Raw genomic sequence first — 17,290 nt, 5'->3', positions numbered from 1 at the left:
TTTCTCCTTGAGCGGGATTCATCGGGACGACTCCGTCAGGCGGTTCGCCGCGTGGAGCAGGCGGAGCGCCGCGCAGGCCGCGCCGTAGCCGTTGTCGATGTTGACGACCGCGATGCCGGGCGCGCAGCTCGCCAGCACCGCGTCGAGGGCGGCGCGCCCGCCCTCCGCGACGCCGTAGCCGACCGAGGTCGGCACCGCGATCACCGCGCCGGCGACGAGGCCGCCGAGCACGCTGGGGAGCGCCGCATCCATGCCGGCGGCGCAGATGACGATCGGATGGGCCCGGATCTCCTCGACCCGCCGGGTCAGCCGCCACAGGCCGGCGACCCCGACATCGGCAATCAGCGTGGTGGCATGGCCCTGGTAGGCCAGCGTCCGCTCGGCCTCGCGGGCCACCGGCACGTCCGAGGTGCCGGCCGCCACGATGGCGATGCGGGCGGGCCCCTCGACCGGACGCGCCGCGCCGAAGAACGCCGTACGCGAGACCGCGCAGTAATCGAGCCGGTCCCTGTACCGGAGGGCCGCGTGGCGCTCCGGGTCGAGGCGGGTGACGAGGAAACGCGCGCCCCGCTCGTCGGCCGCCGCCAGGATGGCGTCGATCTGGGCCGGCGACTTGCCGGCGGCGAATACCGCCTCCTCGAGGCCGATGCGCTCGGGTCGGGCGAAGTCGAGGGTGAATTCGTCGGAAAGGCTCATCGGGCCGGCCCCCCCGTCAGGAAGGCGCTGCCGGTGCGGTAGGGCGCGAAGGAGACCGGCGCTGCGGCGAGCCGGGCCGGCGCGCGCGCCGCGATGCGGCGGCCGAGATCGGCCCGCCTCGCATCGGGCAGGCCGGCGAGGCTGTGGGGATCGAGCTCGACCACGATACCGGCGGCCCGCACCCGGCAGCGCACCGCGCTCCTGGGACCGCTCTCGGCGCCCGTCGCCGTCAAATCCTCGCCGACCAGCCGCTCGACGGCGTGGATGAAGGCCAGGGTCTCGGGCTCGATCCAGATGCCGGTCTCGACCCGGCTCGACAGGCAGGGCGCCGAGGGCAGCTCCGCCACTGCGCCGAGGCCCAGGTCGCGGGCGAGCGCCCGCACCATCGCCTTGCTGAACCCCGCCTCGACGAAGGGGTGGCGCACCCCGTGCTCGCGGGCGGCGTCGAGGCCCGGGCGGTACTCGCCGAGGTCGTCGAGATTGGCACCGGACACGATCTGGCGCCCGGTCACCCGCCGGATCGCCCCGTAGAGGTTGGTCTTGCAGAAGAAGCAGCGGTTGACCGGATTCTCGCGATAGGCCGGATCGGCGAACTCGCCGGCCTCGATCACCCGGAGCCGCCATCCCTCGCGGGCGGCCTCCGCCCGCACCCGCGCGGTCGCCTCGCCGGGCACGGCCGGGGAGACGGCGTGCACCATCAGGGGCGGCTCAGGGCTGGTGCGATGCGCGATCGTCGCCAGCGTCAGGCTGTCGACCCCGCCGCTCACCGCGACGGCGATCGGCCCGAGCCCGTCGAGGACGGAGGCGAGGGTGGCGCTCATCGCCCGTCCTCCGGCAGTGCGAGGGCCAGGCGCTCGGCCTCGCGGCGCAGGGCCTGGCGGGCGGCGTGGCCCTCGGTCGCCAGGGCGTCGTCGGATTCCGCCTTGGCGGTCCGCCCGCCCGGCCGTGCGACGCTCTTCACCCGGACCGTCCGGCCCGCGACCTCGACGGTGTCGAGGCGCCGCGTCAGCGCCGCCCCCGAGACGGTGTGGTGGCGCAGCCCGATCGTGGTGGTCTCGCGAAAGCAGGCCTCGATCGCCTCCTCGATCGCGTCGGCCCGGGCGAGCGCCCGGACATGGGTCATCATCCGGCCCTTCTTGCCGAAGACCGGCATCTGCACGACGTCGAAGATCTTGTCGTGCGCCCGCAACCGGTCGAGCCCCATGGCGAGGTCCTCGGCCGACTGGTCGTCGACCTCGAACTCGATGATGCCGAGCTCGCGGTGACCGGGAGAGCCGGTCTCGCCCTGCTCCTCGAAGGCCAGCACCCGCAGCACGTTGCTCAGGCCCGGCAGCACCTTGGTGCCGAAGCCGAGGCCGCTGCGCAGGAGCCGGCGCGGCCCGCTCTTCCTGGGCTGCTCACCGCAGAGATGGCGCAGGATCGCCGCGCCGGTCGGCGTCACCCGCTCGCCCGGCACGCCGTCGTCGAGGGTGAGGAAGCCTTCGAGCAGGAGCGCGGTCGCGGGCGCCGGGACCGGAAGCGGCCCGTGCTGGGTCATCACCCGCCCCGAGCCGAGGGGCAGGGCCGAGACCGACCAGCGGGTGGCGCCGATCGCATCGATCAGGTGCGCCGCCGCCACGATGTCGGCGATCGAATCCCAGGCGCCGACCTCGTGGAACGCCACGTCCGCGACCGGGATGCCGTGCACCCGCGCCTCGGCCTCGGCGAGATGCCCGAAGATCGCCAGCGTGTGGGCGAGCACCGAGGGAGACAGCCCGCTCCCCTCCAGGTCGCGGCGGATCGCGGACCAGTGCCGGTGCGCGTGACCGCCGCCGTGATGGTGGTGACGGTCATGGTGGTGATGGGCGGTGTGGTCGCCGTGATGATGGTGATCGTGGTGGTGATGGCCGTGGTCGTCCGCCGGGCGGTCGGGCGCCTCGCCCTCGGGGCCGGCGACGGCGAAGCGACGGCCCTGGAGCACGCCGTCGCCATGGGCGAGGAGCGTGCAGGCGGTGCGGCCGCGGCTTGCCCGCGCCACGCTCTCGCGCACCCCCGCCTCGTGCTCCGGAAAGGCGTCGAGGAGCGCCGCCGCGACCATGTCGCCGGCCACGCCCCCGACGGCGTCGAGATGAATCTGCATCGGGTCCTTCGTCCCGGCCTCGGAGCTGACGCCGGTCGTGGGCAGATCGGTCCGCGGGGCCTCACGGCAAGCGCCCCGGACAGACGGTCGCAGCGGGGACCGCCCGGACTTTCACGCCCCGCCCCGGTGGATCCTCCCCACGCCCCGGGGCATAAGCCCCACCAACGACACGACGCCGACCGCCCGGGCGGTCGCGCATCACAGGAGAGGACGCGACCCATGCGGATCACCGGAGAGAACCTGATCGGCGCCGCCTCCCGCCGCGGCGAGGGCGAGACCTTCCGGGCGGTCGAGGCCGCCACCGGAAACAGCCTGGAGCCGGCCTTCGCGGCGGCGACGCCGGCCGACGTGGACCGGGCCTGCGCCCTCGCGGCCGAGGCCTTCGACCCCTACCGCGAGACCGCGCTGGAGGACCGTGCCCGCTTCCTGGAAGCGGTGGCCGAGGCGATCCTCGCCCTCGGCGACGAGCTGATCGTGCGCTGCATGGCCGAGAGCGGCCTGCCCCGCGCCCGGCTCGAGGGCGAGCGCGGCCGCACCGTCGGCCAGCTCAAGATGTTCGCCGGGGTGGTGCGCGACGGCGGCTTCCTGGAGGCCCGGGTCGACCCGGCGCAACCCGAGCGCAAGCCCTTGCCGCGCCCCGACCTGCGCCTGCGCCAGATCGCCGTCGGCCCGGTCGCGGTGTTCGGCGCCTCGAACTTCCCCCTCGCCTTCTCGGTGGCGGGCGGCGACACGGCCTCCGCGCTCGCCGCCGGCTGCCCGGTGGTGGCCAAGGCCCACCCGGCCCATCCCGGGACCTCCGAACTCGTCGGCCGCGCCGTGCAGGCGGCGGTGAAGCAATGCGGCCTGCCCGAGGGCGTGTTCTCGCTGCTGCTCGATGCCGGCATCCCGGTCGGCCAGGCGCTGGTGGCCGATCCGCGCATCGCCGCGGTCGGCTTCACCGGCTCGCGCCGCGGCGGCGTGGCGCTGATGCAGGCCGCCGCCGCCCGCCCCGTGCCGATCCCGGTCTATGCCGAGATGAGCAGCATCAACCCGGTCGTCCTGCTGCCGGCGGCGCTCGAGGCTCGCGGCCGCGACATCGGCCGGGCCTTCGCCGGCTCGCTCACCCTCGGCTCGGGCCAGTTCTGCACCAATCCGGGCCTGATCCTGGCGGTCGAGGGCCCGGGCCTCGACAGCTTCCTGGACGCGGCCTCCGCCGCCCTGGCCGAGATCCAGGCCGCCACGATGCTGACGCCCGGCATCCACAAGGCCTACTGCGCCGGCGTCGCGGCGCTCGAGGCCAACCCCGCCGTGACCACGCTGGCGCGCGGACTCGCCGGCGGCACGAACCAGGGCCAGGCGGCCCTGTTCTCGACCACAGCGCAAGCCTTCCTCGCCGACCACACCCTCGCCGAGGAGGTCTTCGGCGCCGCCTCGCTCGTCGTGCGCTGCCCCGACCTCGCGACGATCCGCGCGGTGCTGGAGCGGCTGGAGGGCCAGCTGACCGCGGCCGTGCACCTCGACGAGGCCGACCACGATGCGGCTCGCGCGCTCATGCCGGTGCTGGAGCGTCGGGTCGGGCGCATCCTGGTCAACGGCTTCGGTACCGGCGTCGAGGTCGGCCACGCCATGGTGCATGGCGGGCCGTATCCGGCGACCTCGGACGGGCGAACCACCTCGGTCGGCAGCCTCGCCATCGACCGCTTCCTGCGCCCGGTGAGCTATCAGGACCTGCCCGAGGCCCTGCTGCCGGCGGCCCTGCGCACCGGCAACCCCCTCAAGCTGTGGCGCCGCGAGGACGGCAAGGTCGTGGTGCCGGGGGCCTGATCCCACCCCGCTCCGGGCGGCCGCGGGGCCTCCCGGAGCGCTTGGAACTCACCCCCCGTATTCTCGTTGATCGCCGCACCAGCACAGGAGCACGCGATGATCGAGACCAGCCGCATCAAGGAGCACATGCCCGTCGTCGGCTCCGACGGCGGCCATGTCGGCACGATCGATCATCTCGACGGGCAGCGGATCAAGCTGACGAAGACCGACCCGGAGGCCGGCGGCCACCACCACTTCATCCACGTCGATTCGATCGCCAGCGTCGAGGACGGGCAGGTGCGCCTCAACCGCACGACCGCCGAGGCCAAGGACGAGTGGGCGACGGCCTGAGGGCGGCGCCCGAGCGATCCTCGCCGACGAAAAAAGGCCGCCCTCGTCGGGCGGCCCGAAGTCCAGGGAGGAAACGCCCGGGAGGGCGAGTGCCGCGCGGTGGCGTCGCCGCCGCGTTGCCGGGGATAAATCCGGTCCGCGGTCGCGTGGTTCCGGATCAGGGCCCGGTACCAAGGTCCGTGCGGTCGAGCCTTGGTTCCGCCTCGATTCATGCGGCGGGACTTTTACGGAACGATGCAGGTCCGGGTGGTCACGACCTTGCGCATCCCCCACTCCGTCAGGCCGACCCGCTGCCGGGTCGAGCAGCCGTAGCCGGGGCGGGGCGCGTAGGCCGGGTAGCCTCCCGCCACCACGACGCGGCGCGGCCCGCTGTCGACCAGGATCGGGCGCCGATCATAGATCGGGCGCCGATCGATGAAGACGGGCCGGGCCCCACCCCGCACGACGACGGGACGCCGGTCGACGTAGATCCGCGGACCGCCCCCGTGTCGATCCCCGTGCCGGTGCCATCCGTCCCAGCCGTGATGCCCATGCCGGCCTTCATGCCCATGATGATGCCCATGAGGGTGACGGCCATGATGGTGGTCGTGGTGACGGCCGTGCGCCGAGGCCGGTGCGATCGAGAGGGCGGCGAGCACGAGGGCGGCCGCCGCCAGACCGAATGGCTTGCTCATCCTGAAAGTACCTTTCTGTGTGTACCCTGAATGATCGCCCCGCCCCGTTCGTGGCGGCGGGCGGCTGAACCGCACCGCTCCGGCCCGTTTATCCAGCCTGCAGGCACGCGAGGCGGGCAGGTCAGGTCCCAGTTTGTTATATCTTGAACACTCCCGTGGTACGGATCGTGCTCCATCCCGCGCCGCGTCGTTCCCTTCGGCGCGGCGCGAGCCCCGGCGAGGACGGCGAGGACCATGGCGGAGATCGACACCCGGGCCTTTCTCGAGGACCTCCACGCGTTGCGGGCGATCGGCCGCTTCCGCACCGGCGTGCACCGTCCGACCTACTCGCCGCAGGACATGGAATCCCGGCGCTGGCTGATGCGACGGCTGGAGGAATGCGGGCTCGCTCCCACCATCGACGGGGTCGGCACCGTGCTCGGGCGCCATCCCGGCGCGGGGCCGCATCTCCTCGTCGGCAGCCACATCGAGAGCCAGAACGAGGCCGGCTGGCTCGACGGGGCGCTCGGCGTCGTGGCGGGGATCGCGCTCGCCCGGGCCGGGCTGCCGGTCGACGTCTGCGCCTTCGCCGACGAGGAGGGGCATTTCGACGTCGGCTTCCTCGGCAGCCGCTCCGCCATCGGCGAGGTCACCGAGGCGGCGATCGACGAAAGCCGCAACAGCACCGACGGCACGCCCCTGCGCGAGGCGCTGCAGGCGGCCGGCCTCGCCGGACTGCCGCGGATGCAGCTGGAGGCCGGGCGCTACCGCGGCTTCCTCGAGATGCATATCGAGCAGGGCACGCAGCTCGAAGCGGCCGGTTTGCGCCTCGGCGTCGTCACCGGCATCGTGGCGATCTGGCAGTTCCGGATCGTGATCGAGGGCGCGCAGGACCATGCCGGCGGCACCACGATGGCGGAGCGGCGCGACGCGGGGCTCGCCGCCGTGCGCCTGCTCTCGGCCATCGACGAGGCGTTTCCACGGATCTGCGGCGAGCGCAGCACCTGGACCACCGGGCGCATCACCCTCGATCCCGGCGCGCCGAGCATCATCCCGGGCCGGGCCGAGATTCTCTTCCAGTTCCGCGACGTGTCGGTGCCGGTGCTGGAGCGGATGGAGGCGACGCTGCGGGCGCTGATCCGCGAGAGCAACCGGCGCGAGCGCTGCACGGCGACCCTGGAGGAGATCTCCCGCAACAGCCCGGCCCTGTGCGATCCCGGACTGATGGACGCCCTGTCGCAGGCCGCCGAGGTCCTGTGCCCGGGCGGCTGGCAGGCGATGCCCTCGGGCGCCGGCCACGACGCCCAGAACGTCGCCAAGGTGATGCCCGCCGCGATGCTGTTCGTGCCCTCGATCGGCGGCATCAGCCATCACTGGAGCGAGGACACCCGGGAGGAGGACCTGGCGCTCGGCGTGCGGGTGCTCGGGGCGGCGGCCGAGCGGGTGCTGGCCGCCGGCGCGTGATCGCCGCCGATCGGGTCGCCGCCGGTTCCCCGGAGCGGCGCCCGATCGCGTCTTCTTTCGACGAACCGGACCCCGCTTCGCCGAAGGGGGCCCTACAGCAGCTTGTCCAGCGTCACCGGCAGCGTCCTCACCCGCTTGCCGGTCGCGTGCCAGATCGCGTTGACGATCGCCCCGGCACTTCCCGTCACGCCGATCTCGCCCACCCCCTTGATGCCGAGCGGGTTGACGTGGGGATCCTCCTCCTCGACCAGGATCGCCTCGAGCGAGGGCACGTCGGCATTCACCGGCACGTGGTACTCGGCGAAGTTGGCGTTCATCGGCCGGCCGGTGCGGGGGTCCATCACCGCCTGCTCGTGCAGGGCGAAGGAGACGCCCCAGATCATCCCGCCGTAATACTGGCTGCGCACCAGCCGCGGGTTGATGATCCGCCCGGCCGCGAAGGCGCCGACGAGGCGCGTCGCCCGGATCTGGCCGAGATCGGGATCGACCGTCACCTCGGCGAAGACCGCACCGTGGGCGTGCATGGCGTAGTGCTCCCGCGCCGCGTCGGGCCCGGCCGCGCCCTTGCCCTCCACGGCGTCCTTGCCGGCCCGGGTCAGGATGTCGGCGAAGCTCTCGGACCGGGTCTCGTCGTCGCGCCGCACCAGGCGGCCGTCCCGGGCGATCACCCCGGCATTGCCGGCGCCGTAGAGGGGCGAGCGCTGGTCCTGCGTCGCGAGCGCCGTCAGCTGCGCGATCGCATCCGTTGCCGCCGCCTTGATCGCCGTGCCGGCGGTGGCGGTGTGGGCCGAGCCGCCGGCGATGCCGCCGTTCGGCAGGTCCGAGGAGCCGATGCGGAAGTCGATCGCGTCGATGGGAAGGCCGAGCTCTTCCGCGGCGATCTGGGCGAGCGCGGTCCAGGCCCCCTGCCCCATGTCGATGGCGCCGATCGCCACCGAGGCCGCGCCGGTGGCCCTCACCACCGCCACCGCCTCGGCCTGGAACATCAGCGCCGGGAAGGTGGCGGTGCCGACGCCCCAGCCGACCAGCAGCCCGTCGGCATTGCGCATCTGCCGCGGCGCTAGCGGGCGCTTGCTCCACCCGAACGCCGCCGCGCCCTGGGCGTAGCACGCCCGCAGCGCCTTCGAGGAAAAGGGCTTGCCGGAGGCCGGCTCGGTCTCGGCGTAGTTGCGCAGGCGGAAGTCCAGCGGGTCCATGCCGCAGGCCTCGGCCATCTCGTCGATCGCGGCCTCCAGCGCCGCGCTGCCCGAGGCCTCGCCGGGCGCACGCATGAAGAGCGGCGTGCCGGTATCGAGCCGCACCGCCCGGTGGCGGGTGGCGAGCGCCGGGGCGGCGTAGAGCGTGTGCGAGACGCCGCCGCTCGGCTCGACGAAGTCGTCGAAGGTGCTCGTCGCCGTGAGCGTCTCGTGATCGAGGGCGGTCAGGCCCCCGTCCTCCGCCGCGCCGAGACGCAGGGTCTGGCGGGTCGGGGCGCGGTGGCCGACCGGGCCGAACATCTGCGGCCGGCTCATCACGAGCTTCACCGGCCGGCCGACGAGGCGGGCCGCCATGATGCCGAGCACCTGGGGCCCGGCGATCATCCCCTTCGAGCCGAAGCCGCCGCCGAGGAACGGGCTGCGGATGTGGATGTTCGCGGGCGGGATGCCGAACAGGCCGGCGATGCGCGCTTGCGCCATCGCCAGTCCCTGCGAGGGCATGTCGAGGTCGAGCCGGTCGCCGTCCCAGGTGGCGACGACGGCGTGGGGCTCCATCGCGTTGTGGTACTGGGCGGGCGTCTCGTAGATCGCCGCGACGGTGCGCGCCGCCGCGGCGAGGCCGGCCGCGACGTCGCCGGTCTCCATGTCGGCCGGGTCGCCGACGCCGATCGCCTCTGGCGTGTAGGGCTCCGCCCCGTCGAGGCCGACCGCGGGCGCCTCGACCTCGTAGGCCGGATCGAGCAGGGCGGCGCCCTCGGTGGCGGCCTCCAGGGTCTCGGCGATCACCACCGCGACGGGCTGGTTGGCATAGCGCACCCGGTCGTCCTGGAGGAGGTCGAGCCGGAAGGTGAAGCCGTCGTGCTTCTCGTCGGGGTGCTGGGCCAGCGCCGGCTTGTTCTGCGGCGTCATCACGGCGACGACGCCGGGATGGCCCTGCGCCGCCGCGACGTCGAGGCGGGTGACCCGGCCGCGGGCGATGCGGCTCACCGCCATCACGGCATAGAGCATCCCGGGCGGGTGGCGGTCGGCGGCGTAGGGAGCGGCGCCCGTCACCTTCAGGATGCCGTCCCGGCGGGTGAGGGGCTGGCCGAGATTCGAGCCGTGGCGGATCGGGCGAAGAGCGGTCTCAGACATGCGCGGCCTCCGGGGCGGGGGCGAGGACGGAACCCGGCAGCGCGGGCAGGCGCGCGGGCGTGCCGGCGGCGGCGGCGGTCAGCGCCCGCACCGCGAGGCGGCGAGAAAGCTCGATCTTGAAGGCGTTGTCGCCGGAGGGTCTTGCCCCGGCCAGCGCGGCGTCCGCCGCCTCCCGGAAGGCGGCCGCGTCCGGCGCGCGGCCGGCGAGCAGGCCTTCCGCGTCCCTGGACCGCCAGGGCTTGAGCGCGACGCCGCCGAGGGCCAGCCGCGCCTCGGCGATGCGGCCGCCCTCGAGCCGCAGGGCCGCCGCTGCCGAGACCACCGCGAAGGCGTAGGAGGTGCGGTCGCGGACCTTGAGGTAGCGGCTGTGGCCGGCGAAGGCGGCAGCCTCCGGCGGCAGGACGAGCGCGGTGATCAGCTCGCCGGGCTCCAGCACCGTCTCGCGCTCCGGCGTGGTGCCGGGCAGGCGGTGGAAGGATTCGAGCGGCACCAGGCGGGTGCCGGCGGGCCCGGCGATCTCGACGCCGGCGTCGAGGGCGACGAGGGGCACGCAGAAATCCGACGGGTGGGTGGCGATGCAGGCCTCGGTCCAGCCGAGGATCGCGTGGAGCCGGGTCTCGCCGCCGATGGCGTCGCAGCCGCTGCCGGGCCGGCGCTTGTTGCAGGCGCTGCCCGGGTCGGTGAAGTAGGCGCAGCGGGTGCGCTGCATCACGTTGCCGGCCGCCGTCGCCGCGTTGCGCAGCTGCGCCGAGGCGCCGGAGAGCAGAGCCTCGGCCACCGCGGGATAGGCCTCGGCGAAGGCGGGATCGTGCGCGAGGTCGCTGTTGCGGGCGAGCGCGCCGATGCGCAAGCCGCCGTCGTCCCGTCGTTCGACCGCCGCGAGGCCGGGCAGCCGGGTGATGTCGACGAGGCGGGTCGGGCGGGCAACGCCGCCCTTCATCAGGTCGAGGAGGTTGGTGCCGGCGGCGAGATAGGCCGCGCCGGGCGCGGCCCCGGCCGCGACCGCCTCGGCCACGTCGGTGGCGCGGACGTACTCGAACGGGATCATGCCGCCTCTCCCTGCCGGGTGGTGGGGGCGTTCTGGCTCAAGGCCTTCTGGGCCTCCAGCACCGCCTCGGTGATGCCCGCATAGGCGCCGCAGCGGCACAGGTTGCCGCTCATCGCCTCGCGCACTCGCTCGGGGTCGTCGCCGGCCTGGGCCTCGCGGATCAGCCCGACCGCGCTCATGATCTGGCCCGGGGTGCAGAAGCCGCACTGGAACCCGTCATGGGCGATGAAGGCCTCCTGCACCGGGTGCAGGCGGTCGCCCTCGGCCAATCCCTCGATGGTCAGGATCTCGGCCCCGTCGAGGCTGGCCGCCAGCGCCAGGCAGGAATTGATCCGCCGGCCGTCGACCAGCACCGTGCAGGCGCCGCACTGGCCGCGGTCGCAGCCCTTCTTGGCGCCGGTCAGGTGCAGGCTCTCGCGCAGCAGGTCGAGCAGGGTGACGCGGGGATCCGGTATCGGGATCGTGCGCCGCGTGCCGTTCACCGTCAGGACGATGTCGAAGCTCATGCGTCGGCCTCCAGGCTAGACGGGCTCCAAACTAATCCGGGTGGCCGGACCGCCTAGATGCGGCCGCGTGCGGCAGCGCACATGTCGCAGCGAACCTTTTGCCGGCACGACGGTTGACGCTGCGAAACCGCTCAGCGGTCCCCTTTGACTGATAGGTACCGACATGAAGACCCGTCTCGCCCTCGCGGCTGCCCTGCTGACCGTCGCCGCCGCCCCCGCCTTCGCCCAGGGCGGCTCGCCCTACAACCGCTCCGGCTCGCAGGCCGGCGGCCCGCTCGGCGGCATCGAGCGCGCCTATGGCGCCCCGGGCGGCGTCCCGTCCGTCGACAGCACCGGCAGCGTCGTCGTCTACCCGCGCGACGACCGCGGCGTGCTCGTTCGCGAGGTGCCCCCGGGCTACGCCCCGGCCGCCCCGTACGTCTACGGCCGCTGATCGAGCCGGACTCCCGTTCCGCCCCGTTCGGGAGCCCGCTCTCGCGAGCCGTGAGGCCCGTCCCCGCGCAAGCGGGGGCGGGCCTTCTTGCATGCGTGGCGTCATGCCTTGCCTCGGATCCGGCCCCGGTGTGAACTCCGAGCCTTCCCAGCGAGATCGCGAGCCGCCCGCCGATGACCGTCCCCGCCAGCCCGATCGTCCTTGCCCACGCCGCCTATCGCCTCGGCGATGCCTACCGGGCGGCGGGCGCGTCCGGGCCCTTCGTCGAGGTGCGCGACGCCGCGGCACTGGACGAGGCGGTGGCGCAGGCCGAGGTGCTGGTGGTCTCGGGCCTGTGGCGGCACGCCCTCCTGGAGCGGGCGCCGCGCCTGCGCTTCATCCAGTCGGTCAGCGCCGGCACCGACCAGTTCCCGAAGGACGCCTTGCGCGCGCGCGGCATCCGCCTCGCCAGCGCGCAGGGCGGCAACGAGCGCGCGGTGGCCGAGCATGCGCTCGCGCTGATGCTCGGCCTCACCCGCCGCCTGCCGGAAGCCCTGCGCAACCAGGCCGCCGCGACCTGGCGGCCGATGATTGCCGATCCGGCTCGGCGCGAGCAGGAACTCGGCGGCCGGACGCTGCTGGTGATCGGGCTCGGGCGCATCGGCACCCGCATCGCCCGGCTGGGCCAGGCCTTCGACATGCGGGTGATCGGCCTGCGCCGCCGCCCGCTCGAGGCGGGCGACCCGGTCGAGGCGGTCTTTTCTCCGGACCGGCTGCACGCGGCCTTGAAAGAGGCCGACGTGGTGGCGCTCGCCTGCCCGCTGACGCCGGAGACCGAGAACCTCATCGACGAAGCCGCGCTGGCGGCGATGAAGACGGGCGCGCTGCTCATCAACGTCGCCCGCGGCCGGGTGGTCGACCAGGACGCGCTCGCCCGCGCACTGACCGAGGGCCGGATCGCCGGCGCCGGCCTCGATTGCTTCCACGATGAGCCGCTGCCGGCCGACGCGCCGTTCTGGCGAATGCCGAACGTGATCGTCACGCCCCACAGCGCCGGCGAGACGAGCCTCTACGAGGGCCGGGTGATCGCCCTGCTCATCGAGAATCTCGGGCGGCTGCGGCGGGGGGAGGAACTGGTGAACCCGGTGGTGTGAGGGGGGGCAGCCCCGGCACGATTGCCTCTGCCGGACCCCGCGCCTCCTCGATCCCGCCGATCTCCAGCACACCCTCGTGCGCAACCGGGGTACCGCCGGCGAGCCAGCGCACCCGTACGGACTTCGCCTGGATGCGGCGGCCCTGCCCCTCGGGAGAGGGGACGCGCGCCGCGTCATCACCCAAGGCGGCCCCGCTCTTTCCAGCCTGGGAACGGGAGAGAACGGTTCGACGACTTGCGTCGAGACGGAGACATCCCCGGCTCCCCTTCAACCCCCGAACCGGTCCGCCCGCGCCTGGTGCCCGGCGAGATCGACCAGATCCGCGAAGGCGCCGTAGCTCGTCATGGCGTCGGCGCGACCGCTCGGCGTGCCGTCGCGCCGGAGCGCCGCCAGGGTCTCCTCCATCGCCCGTACGGCGGAGAACAGGGCGCTCAGCGCGTAGAAGGCGAGGCTGAAGCCCATCCCCTGGAGGTCGGCGGCCGTCAGCGCCACCGCCTCGGTGCCGTCGACGATCGACACCACCTTCGGCCCCGGCACGGCGCGGGCGATCGCCTCGACCTCGGCGACGCGCTTGACCCCGTCGACGAAGACGAGGTCCACCCCCGCCTGCGCGTAGAGGGCGGCCCGGCGGACCGCCTCGTCGAGGCCCATCGCCGGCAGCGCGTCGGTGCGGCCGATGACCAGGAGGTCGTCCTCGCCCCGCGCCTCGAGGGCGCAGGCGAGACGGCGGGCGTTCTCCTCGGCGTCGACGAGGCGGATGCCGGCGAGCTGGCCGCAGCGCTTTGGCGCGACCTGATCCTCCAGGTGGATCGCCGCCACCCCGGCCTGGACGTATTCGCGCACCGTGCGGTGGAGGTTGGCCGGCCCGCCATAGCCGGTATCGGCGTCGGCGACGACCGGGATGGTCACCGCCCGGGTCATGATCCGGGCGTGCTCGGTCATCTCGGTCTGCGACATCAGGCCGAGATCGGGCAGGCCGAGCCGGGCAGCCGTGGCGCCGAAGCCCGTCATGTAGACCGCCGGGAAGCCGGCCCGCTCGACGAGGCGGGCCGTCAGGGCGTCGGCCGCGCCCGGCGCCATGACGATCCCCTCCGCCATCCCGGCGCGCAGCCGGGCGGCGGGGCTCGTGCGGGCCGTCATGCCAGGGCGCCCTTCGAGGCGACGGCGTCGGTGCGGGCCTCGTCCCTGAGCTCGGCCCGGGCCGGGATCAGCGCGACGAGGAGCGAGGCGAGGAGCGCGCCGCCGCCGATCACCCACAGGCCGGCGAGGCCGGTGCCGGCCCAGCCCTCGGCCGCGACCTTGAGGTTCGGGGCCACGAAGCCGCCGAGATTGCCGATCGCGTTGATGACCGCGATGCCGCCGGCCGCCGCGGCGCCGCCGAAATACCCCATCGGGAAGGTCCAGAAGATCGGCTGGGCGCTGATCAGCCCGGCGACCGAGACGCAGAGCGCCACCACGGCGACCAGCGGCGGTAGGTAGCCGGACGCGATCATGCCGAGGCCGGCGCAGAGGAGCGAGACGACCGCGAAGGTCCGCCGGCGCCCGCTGCGCTGGGCGAGGCCCGGCCAGAACGCGCTGACCGCGAAGGCGCAGAGCCACGGGATGCTGGTGACGAGGGTCACGCCGAGGCCGATCTTGGTGCCGAGCAGCGCGCTCACCTGCGCCGGCAGGTAGAAGGCGATGCCGTAGCCGCAGATCGCGATCGAGAAGTAGGTGAGCGCGAAATGCGCCAGCAGCGGGTTGCGGAAGATCGCACCGAGATGGACCGCGCCGTGCGCCGACTTGGCGGCGTTCTCGGTGGCGATCGAGGCCTCGAGCGCCGCCTGCTGGCGGGCCGGCATCCAGGCGGCGTCGCGCGGCCGGTCGGTGAGGTAGAAGTAGGCCCACACGCCGACGAGCGAGGCGGCCAGGCCCTCGACCAGGAACATCAGCTGCCAGCCGGTCAGCCCGAAGGCGCCGTGCATGTCGAGGAGGAGGCCCGAGATCGGCCCGCCGAGGATGAAGCAGAGCGGCTGGCTCAGGTAGAACAGGCCGAGGATCTGGGCCCGCTCCTTCGCCGGGAACCAGTAGGTCAGGTAGAGCAGCACGCCGGGGAAGAAGCCGGCCTCAGCGATTCCGAGCAGCACCCGCAGCAGCGCGAACGAGGTGTCGCCCTGCACGAAGGCCATGGCGGCGGCGAGCAGGCCCCAGGTCACCATGATGCGCGACAGCCAGACCCGCGCCCCGACCCGGTGCAGGATCAGGTTGCTCGGCAACTCGAACACCGCGTAGCCGATGAAGAAGATGCCCGCCGCGAAGGCGAAGGCCGCCTCCGAGATCCCGGTCGAGAGCTGGAGCGCCTGCTTGGCGTATGCCACGTTGGCGCGGTCGAGATAGGCCAGCAGGTACATCAGCACCAGGAACGGCACCAGGCGCCGCCGGGCGGTGGCGACGGCGGCCTCGGTGTCCGACGGCGGTGAGGCGACGGCAGGTGTCATCGGGCGTTCCCCTTCGTTTGTCGTGGTGTTTCTTGGCTGTGATTCTTGGTCGTCGCGGCTGTCGTGGCGGCGCTCAGTCCGCTTCGTCCGGCAGCACCTTGCCTGGATTGAGGATGCCGAGCGGATCGAGCGCCTGCTTGATCGCCCGCATCACCCCGATCGCCGCGCCGTGCTCGAGGTCCATGAACTTGACCTTGCCGGAGCCGATGCCGTGCTCGCCGGTGCAGGTGCCGTCCATGGCGATGGCGCGGCGCACCAGCCGGTCGTTGAGCGCCGCGGCCTCCGCCAGCTCCGCCTCGCTCGACGGATCGACGATCAGGCCGAGATGGAAGTTGCCGTCGCCGACATGGCCGACCGTGGTGATCGGGAACGAGGCGCCGGCGATGTCGGCCCGGGTCTCGGCGAGACAGCGCGGCAGGCTGGCGATCGGCACGCAGACGTCGGTGCTCCAGACCCGACCGTTGGGGCGCAGGGCCTGGACCGCGTAGTGCACGTCGTGGCGCGCCCGCCACAGCCGCGCCCGGGCGTCGGCATCGGCGGCGGTCTCGAAGCCGAGCGCCCCGTTGCCCTCGGCGAGCGCGCCGACAAGCGCCATCTGCTCGGCGGTGCCGGCCGCCGTGCCGTGGAACTCCATGAACAGGGTCGGCGCCTCGGTGAGCGCGGTGCCCGAATGGCGGTTCACCGCCGCGATGGTGACCGGATCGAGAAGCTCGACCCGGGCGATCGGCACCCCGCACTGGACGATCTCGACCACGGTCGCCACCGCCGCCTCGACGCTCGGAAAGGCGCAGACCGAGGCCGCGACCGCCTCCGGGATGCCGTGGAGCCGCACCGTCAATTCGGTGACGATGCCGAGCGTGCCCTCCGATCCGACCAGCAGCCGGGTCAGGTCGTAGCCCGCCGAGGATTTGCGTGCCCGCGAGCCGGTGCGGATCACCGTGCCGTCCGCCATCACGGCGGTGAGGGACACGACGTTGTCCTTCATCGTGCCGTAGCGCACCGCGTTGGTGCCGGACGCCCGGGTCGCCGCCATGCCGCCCAGCGTGCTCTCGCCGCCGGGATCGACGGGAAAGAACAGGCCAGTGTCGCGCAGATGCGCGTTGAGCTGCTGGCGCGTGACCCCGGCCTCCACCGTCGCGTCGAGGTCGTCGGCCCGCACCGCGGCGATGCGGGTCATCCGGCTCAGATCGAGGCAGACGCCGCCGTGGAGCGCCGCGACGTGGCCCTCCAGCGAGGTGCCGCCGCCGAACGGGATGACCGGAACGTGGTGGCCCGCGCAGGCGCGCACGATGGCCGACACCTCGTCCGTCGTGAGGGCGTAGCAGACCGCGTCGGGCGGCCGCGTCGGGTGATAGGACTCGCCGCGGCCGTGATGCTCGCGCTCGGGCAGGCCGCGGGTGAAGCGGTCGCCGAGGAGGTCGGCGAGCGTCTGCGCCAGCCCATCCGGCAGGCCGGCCCGGAGCGGACGGGCCGCGATGCTTCCTTCCATGACGCCCCTCCCGGCGATTCGATCGTTGCCCGGGAGCGTGCCGCAATCACGAGCGGCAATCAAGTCTATCGTACCTTGGATACAACAGATGTGCCGGTCGCGGACGGGATGGGCCTGTGCGATAAGCCGGCATGCCGTCGATCCAGCTCGATCTCAAGGTTCCGAAATCGCTCTCCGCCGCGGTCGAGGAGCGCATCCGCGACGCCATCGTGAACGCGGAACTCGCCTTCGGCCAGGCCCTGCCGGAGGACGGCGTCGGCCTCGCCATGGGGGTGAGCCGCACGCCGATGCGCGAGGCGCTGACGCGCCTCCAGGCGCAGGGGCTGGTGGTGATCGTGCCCAAGAAGGGCACCTTCGTGTTCGACCCCTCGCCCGACGACGTCGACCAGCTCGCGGCGTTCCGGCTGATGCTCGAGAGCGAGGCGGTCCGACTCAGCCTCGCGGTCGCGCCGGAAGCGGCGCTCGCAGGCCTGCGGGCGGCCCACGCGGCGATGGAGCAGGCGCGCCGGGCCGGCGACGGCCGCGCCTATGCCCGGGCCGACACCGTATTCCACGCCAGCTTCCTGGGCCAGTGCGGCAACGGCTACCTGGCGAAGGCCTACGAATCCATCGCCTGGCAGGTGGCGGCGTTGCGCGCCCATCTCTCGGTGCCGCGCCTGCACGAGCAGGACACCTCGTTCTCCGAGCACGCGGCGATGATCGGGCATTTCGCGGCGGGCGAGGCGGAGGCCCTGCTGGCGATCCTGAGCCGCCACATCCTGCGCTCCGCCGCGGTGTATCGCGAGGCGATCCGGGTGCGCGCCGGGTAG

At 73.5% G+C, this 17,290-nt stretch carries 16 protein-coding genes; 6 read left to right on the top strand and 10 right to left on the bottom strand.

Annotated elements, in window-relative coordinates:
• Positions 1–18: 18 nt before the first annotated feature.
• From larB to larC, 3 genes are read right to left on the bottom strand one after another with little or no spacing between them, the layout of a single operon-like run.
• Positions 19–696, bottom strand: coding sequence for a nickel pincer cofactor biosynthesis protein LarB (gene larB / locus V3T34_RS14285; protein WP_060846908.1), 678 nt, complete (start codon positions 694–696; stop codon positions 19–21).
• Positions 693–1,517, bottom strand: a complete 825-nt coding sequence (larE, locus tag V3T34_RS14280) for an ATP-dependent sacrificial sulfur transferase LarE (protein WP_305079033.1) — start codon at positions 1,515–1,517, stop codon at positions 693–695. Before larE ends, larB begins: the two co-directional genes overlap by 4 nt.
• Positions 1,514–2,815, bottom strand: a complete 1,302-nt coding sequence (larC, locus tag V3T34_RS14275; RefSeq protein WP_305079034.1) for a nickel pincer cofactor biosynthesis protein LarC — start codon at positions 2,813–2,815, stop codon at positions 1,514–1,516. The genes larE and larC overlap by 4 nt, the downstream gene beginning before the upstream one ends.
• A gap of 219 nt (positions 2,816–3,034) precedes the next feature.
• On the opposite strand from larC, the gene V3T34_RS14270 reads away from it, so the two are divergent.
• On the top strand, positions 3,035–4,618 hold the full coding sequence (locus tag V3T34_RS14270) for an aldehyde dehydrogenase (NADP(+)) (protein WP_305079035.1): 1,584 nt from the start codon (positions 3,035–3,037) through the stop codon (positions 4,616–4,618).
• Positions 4,619–4,714: 96 nt separating this feature from the next.
• Entirely contained in the window at positions 4,715–4,948 is a 234-nt protein-coding gene (locus tag V3T34_RS14265; RefSeq protein ID WP_060846912.1) for a DUF2171 domain-containing protein, read from the top strand.
• Positions 4,949–5,172: 224 nt separating this feature from the next.
• On the opposite strand, the gene V3T34_RS14260 is transcribed toward V3T34_RS14265, so the two are convergent.
• Positions 5,173–5,622 carry a hypothetical protein gene (locus V3T34_RS14260; protein WP_305079036.1) on the bottom strand — a complete coding sequence of 150 codons (450 nt, stop codon included), beginning with the start codon at positions 5,620–5,622 and terminating at the stop codon, positions 5,173–5,175.
• Between the two features lie 234 nt (positions 5,623–5,856).
• Here V3T34_RS14260 and V3T34_RS14255 point away from each other — a divergent pair, with 234 nt between their 5' ends.
• Entirely contained in the window at positions 5,857–7,065 is a 1,209-nt protein-coding gene (locus V3T34_RS14255; protein WP_305079037.1) for a Zn-dependent hydrolase, read from the top strand.
• Positions 7,066–7,157: 92 nt separating this feature from the next.
• On the opposite strand, the gene V3T34_RS14250 is transcribed toward V3T34_RS14255, so the two are convergent.
• The 3 genes from V3T34_RS14250 to V3T34_RS14240 are packed head-to-tail and all read right to left on the bottom strand — an operon-like array spanning position 7,158 to position 10,949.
• Positions 7,158–9,395, bottom strand: coding sequence for a xanthine dehydrogenase family protein molybdopterin-binding subunit (locus V3T34_RS14250; RefSeq protein ID WP_305079038.1), 2,238 nt, complete (start codon positions 9,393–9,395; stop codon positions 7,158–7,160).
• Positions 9,388–10,443 (bottom strand): FAD binding domain-containing protein, encoded by a 1,056-nt coding sequence (locus V3T34_RS14245; protein WP_305079039.1) that lies wholly within the window; start codon positions 10,441–10,443, stop codon positions 9,388–9,390. The genes V3T34_RS14250 and V3T34_RS14245 overlap by 8 nt, the downstream gene beginning before the upstream one ends.
• Positions 10,440–10,949 carry a (2Fe-2S)-binding protein gene (locus tag V3T34_RS14240; RefSeq protein ID WP_305079040.1) on the bottom strand — a complete coding sequence of 170 codons (510 nt, stop codon included), beginning with the start codon at positions 10,947–10,949 and terminating at the stop codon, positions 10,440–10,442. Before V3T34_RS14240 ends, V3T34_RS14245 begins: the two co-directional genes overlap by 4 nt.
• A 163-nt stretch (positions 10,950–11,112) precedes the next feature.
• On the opposite strand from V3T34_RS14240, the gene V3T34_RS14235 reads away from it, so the two are divergent.
• Complete coding sequence (locus V3T34_RS14235; RefSeq protein ID WP_060846919.1) at positions 11,113–11,382, top strand: hypothetical protein; 270 nt, start codon at positions 11,113–11,115, stop codon at positions 11,380–11,382.
• Between the two features lie 173 nt (positions 11,383–11,555).
• Positions 11,556–12,515: a D-2-hydroxyacid dehydrogenase gene (locus V3T34_RS14230; RefSeq protein ID WP_305079041.1), complete on the top strand. Its 960-nt coding sequence runs from the start codon at positions 11,556–11,558 to the stop codon at positions 12,513–12,515.
• 267 nt (positions 12,516–12,782) lie between these two features.
• Here the strand turns inward: V3T34_RS14230 and V3T34_RS14225 are convergent, their stop codons facing one another.
• The 3 genes from V3T34_RS14225 to V3T34_RS14215 form a co-directional block, all read right to left on the bottom strand.
• Complete coding sequence (locus tag V3T34_RS14225; protein WP_060846921.1) at positions 12,783–13,655, bottom strand: isocitrate lyase/PEP mutase family protein; 873 nt, start codon at positions 13,653–13,655, stop codon at positions 12,783–12,785.
• Entirely contained in the window at positions 13,652–14,992 is a 1,341-nt protein-coding gene (locus tag V3T34_RS14220) for an MFS transporter (RefSeq protein ID WP_060846922.1), read from the bottom strand. Before V3T34_RS14220 ends, V3T34_RS14225 begins: the two co-directional genes overlap by 4 nt.
• 73 nt (positions 14,993–15,065) lie before the next feature.
• Positions 15,066–16,481 (bottom strand): FAD-binding oxidoreductase, encoded by a 1,416-nt coding sequence (locus V3T34_RS14215; protein ID WP_305079042.1) that lies wholly within the window; start codon positions 16,479–16,481, stop codon positions 15,066–15,068.
• Positions 16,482–16,612: 131 nt separating this feature from the next.
• Between V3T34_RS14215 and V3T34_RS14210 the strand changes: the two genes are divergently transcribed.
• A complete protein-coding gene (locus V3T34_RS14210) occupies positions 16,613–17,290 on the top strand; it encodes a GntR family transcriptional regulator (protein ID WP_091881519.1) in 678 nt (225 codons plus the stop codon).

It is taken from the genome of Methylobacterium ajmalii (assembly GCF_036448855.1).
GTDB classification, from domain to species: Bacteria; Pseudomonadota; Alphaproteobacteria; order Rhizobiales; family Beijerinckiaceae; genus Methylobacterium; species Methylobacterium ajmalii.
This window is presented reverse-complemented; position numbering and strand designations above follow the sequence as displayed.

What these genes read in the sequence shown, in the direction of transcription:
- larB (WP_060846908.1), bottom strand. Translation starts at nt 696, where the DNA reads ATGAGCCTTTCCGACGAATTCACCCTCGACTTCGCCCGACCCGAGCGC.
- larE (WP_305079033.1), bottom strand. Translation starts at nt 1,517, where the DNA reads ATGAGCGCCACCCTCGCCTCCGTCCTCGACGGGCTCGGGCCGATCGCC.
- larC (WP_305079034.1), bottom strand. Translation starts at nt 2,815, where the DNA reads ATGCAGATTCATCTCGACGCCGTCGGGGGCGTGGCCGGCGACATGGTC.
- V3T34_RS14270 (WP_305079035.1), top strand. Translation starts at nt 3,035, where the DNA reads ATGCGGATCACCGGAGAGAACCTGATCGGCGCCGCCTCCCGCCGCGGC.
- V3T34_RS14265 (WP_060846912.1), top strand. Translation starts at nt 4,715, where the DNA reads ATGATCGAGACCAGCCGCATCAAGGAGCACATGCCCGTCGTCGGCTCC.
- V3T34_RS14260 (WP_305079036.1), bottom strand. Translation starts at nt 5,622, where the DNA reads ATGAGCAAGCCATTCGGTCTGGCGGCGGCCGCCCTCGTGCTCGCCGCC.
- V3T34_RS14255 (WP_305079037.1), top strand. Translation starts at nt 5,857, where the DNA reads ATGGCGGAGATCGACACCCGGGCCTTTCTCGAGGACCTCCACGCGTTG.
- V3T34_RS14250 (WP_305079038.1), bottom strand. Translation starts at nt 9,395, where the DNA reads ATGTCTGAGACCGCTCTTCGCCCGATCCGCCACGGCTCGAATCTCGGC.
- V3T34_RS14245 (WP_305079039.1), bottom strand. Translation starts at nt 10,443, where the DNA reads ATGATCCCGTTCGAGTACGTCCGCGCCACCGACGTGGCCGAGGCGGTC.
- V3T34_RS14240 (WP_305079040.1), bottom strand. Translation starts at nt 10,949, where the DNA reads ATGAGCTTCGACATCGTCCTGACGGTGAACGGCACGCGGCGCACGATC.
- V3T34_RS14235 (WP_060846919.1), top strand. Translation starts at nt 11,113, where the DNA reads ATGAAGACCCGTCTCGCCCTCGCGGCTGCCCTGCTGACCGTCGCCGCC.
- V3T34_RS14230 (WP_305079041.1), top strand. Translation starts at nt 11,556, where the DNA reads ATGACCGTCCCCGCCAGCCCGATCGTCCTTGCCCACGCCGCCTATCGC.
- V3T34_RS14225 (WP_060846921.1), bottom strand. Translation starts at nt 13,655, where the DNA reads ATGACGGCCCGCACGAGCCCCGCCGCCCGGCTGCGCGCCGGGATGGCG.
- V3T34_RS14220 (WP_060846922.1), bottom strand. Translation starts at nt 14,992, where the DNA reads ATGACACCTGCCGTCGCCTCACCGCCGTCGGACACCGAGGCCGCCGTC.
- V3T34_RS14215 (WP_305079042.1), bottom strand. Translation starts at nt 16,481, where the DNA reads ATGGAAGGAAGCATCGCGGCCCGTCCGCTCCGGGCCGGCCTGCCGGAT.
- V3T34_RS14210 (WP_091881519.1), top strand. Translation starts at nt 16,613, where the DNA reads ATGCCGTCGATCCAGCTCGATCTCAAGGTTCCGAAATCGCTCTCCGCC.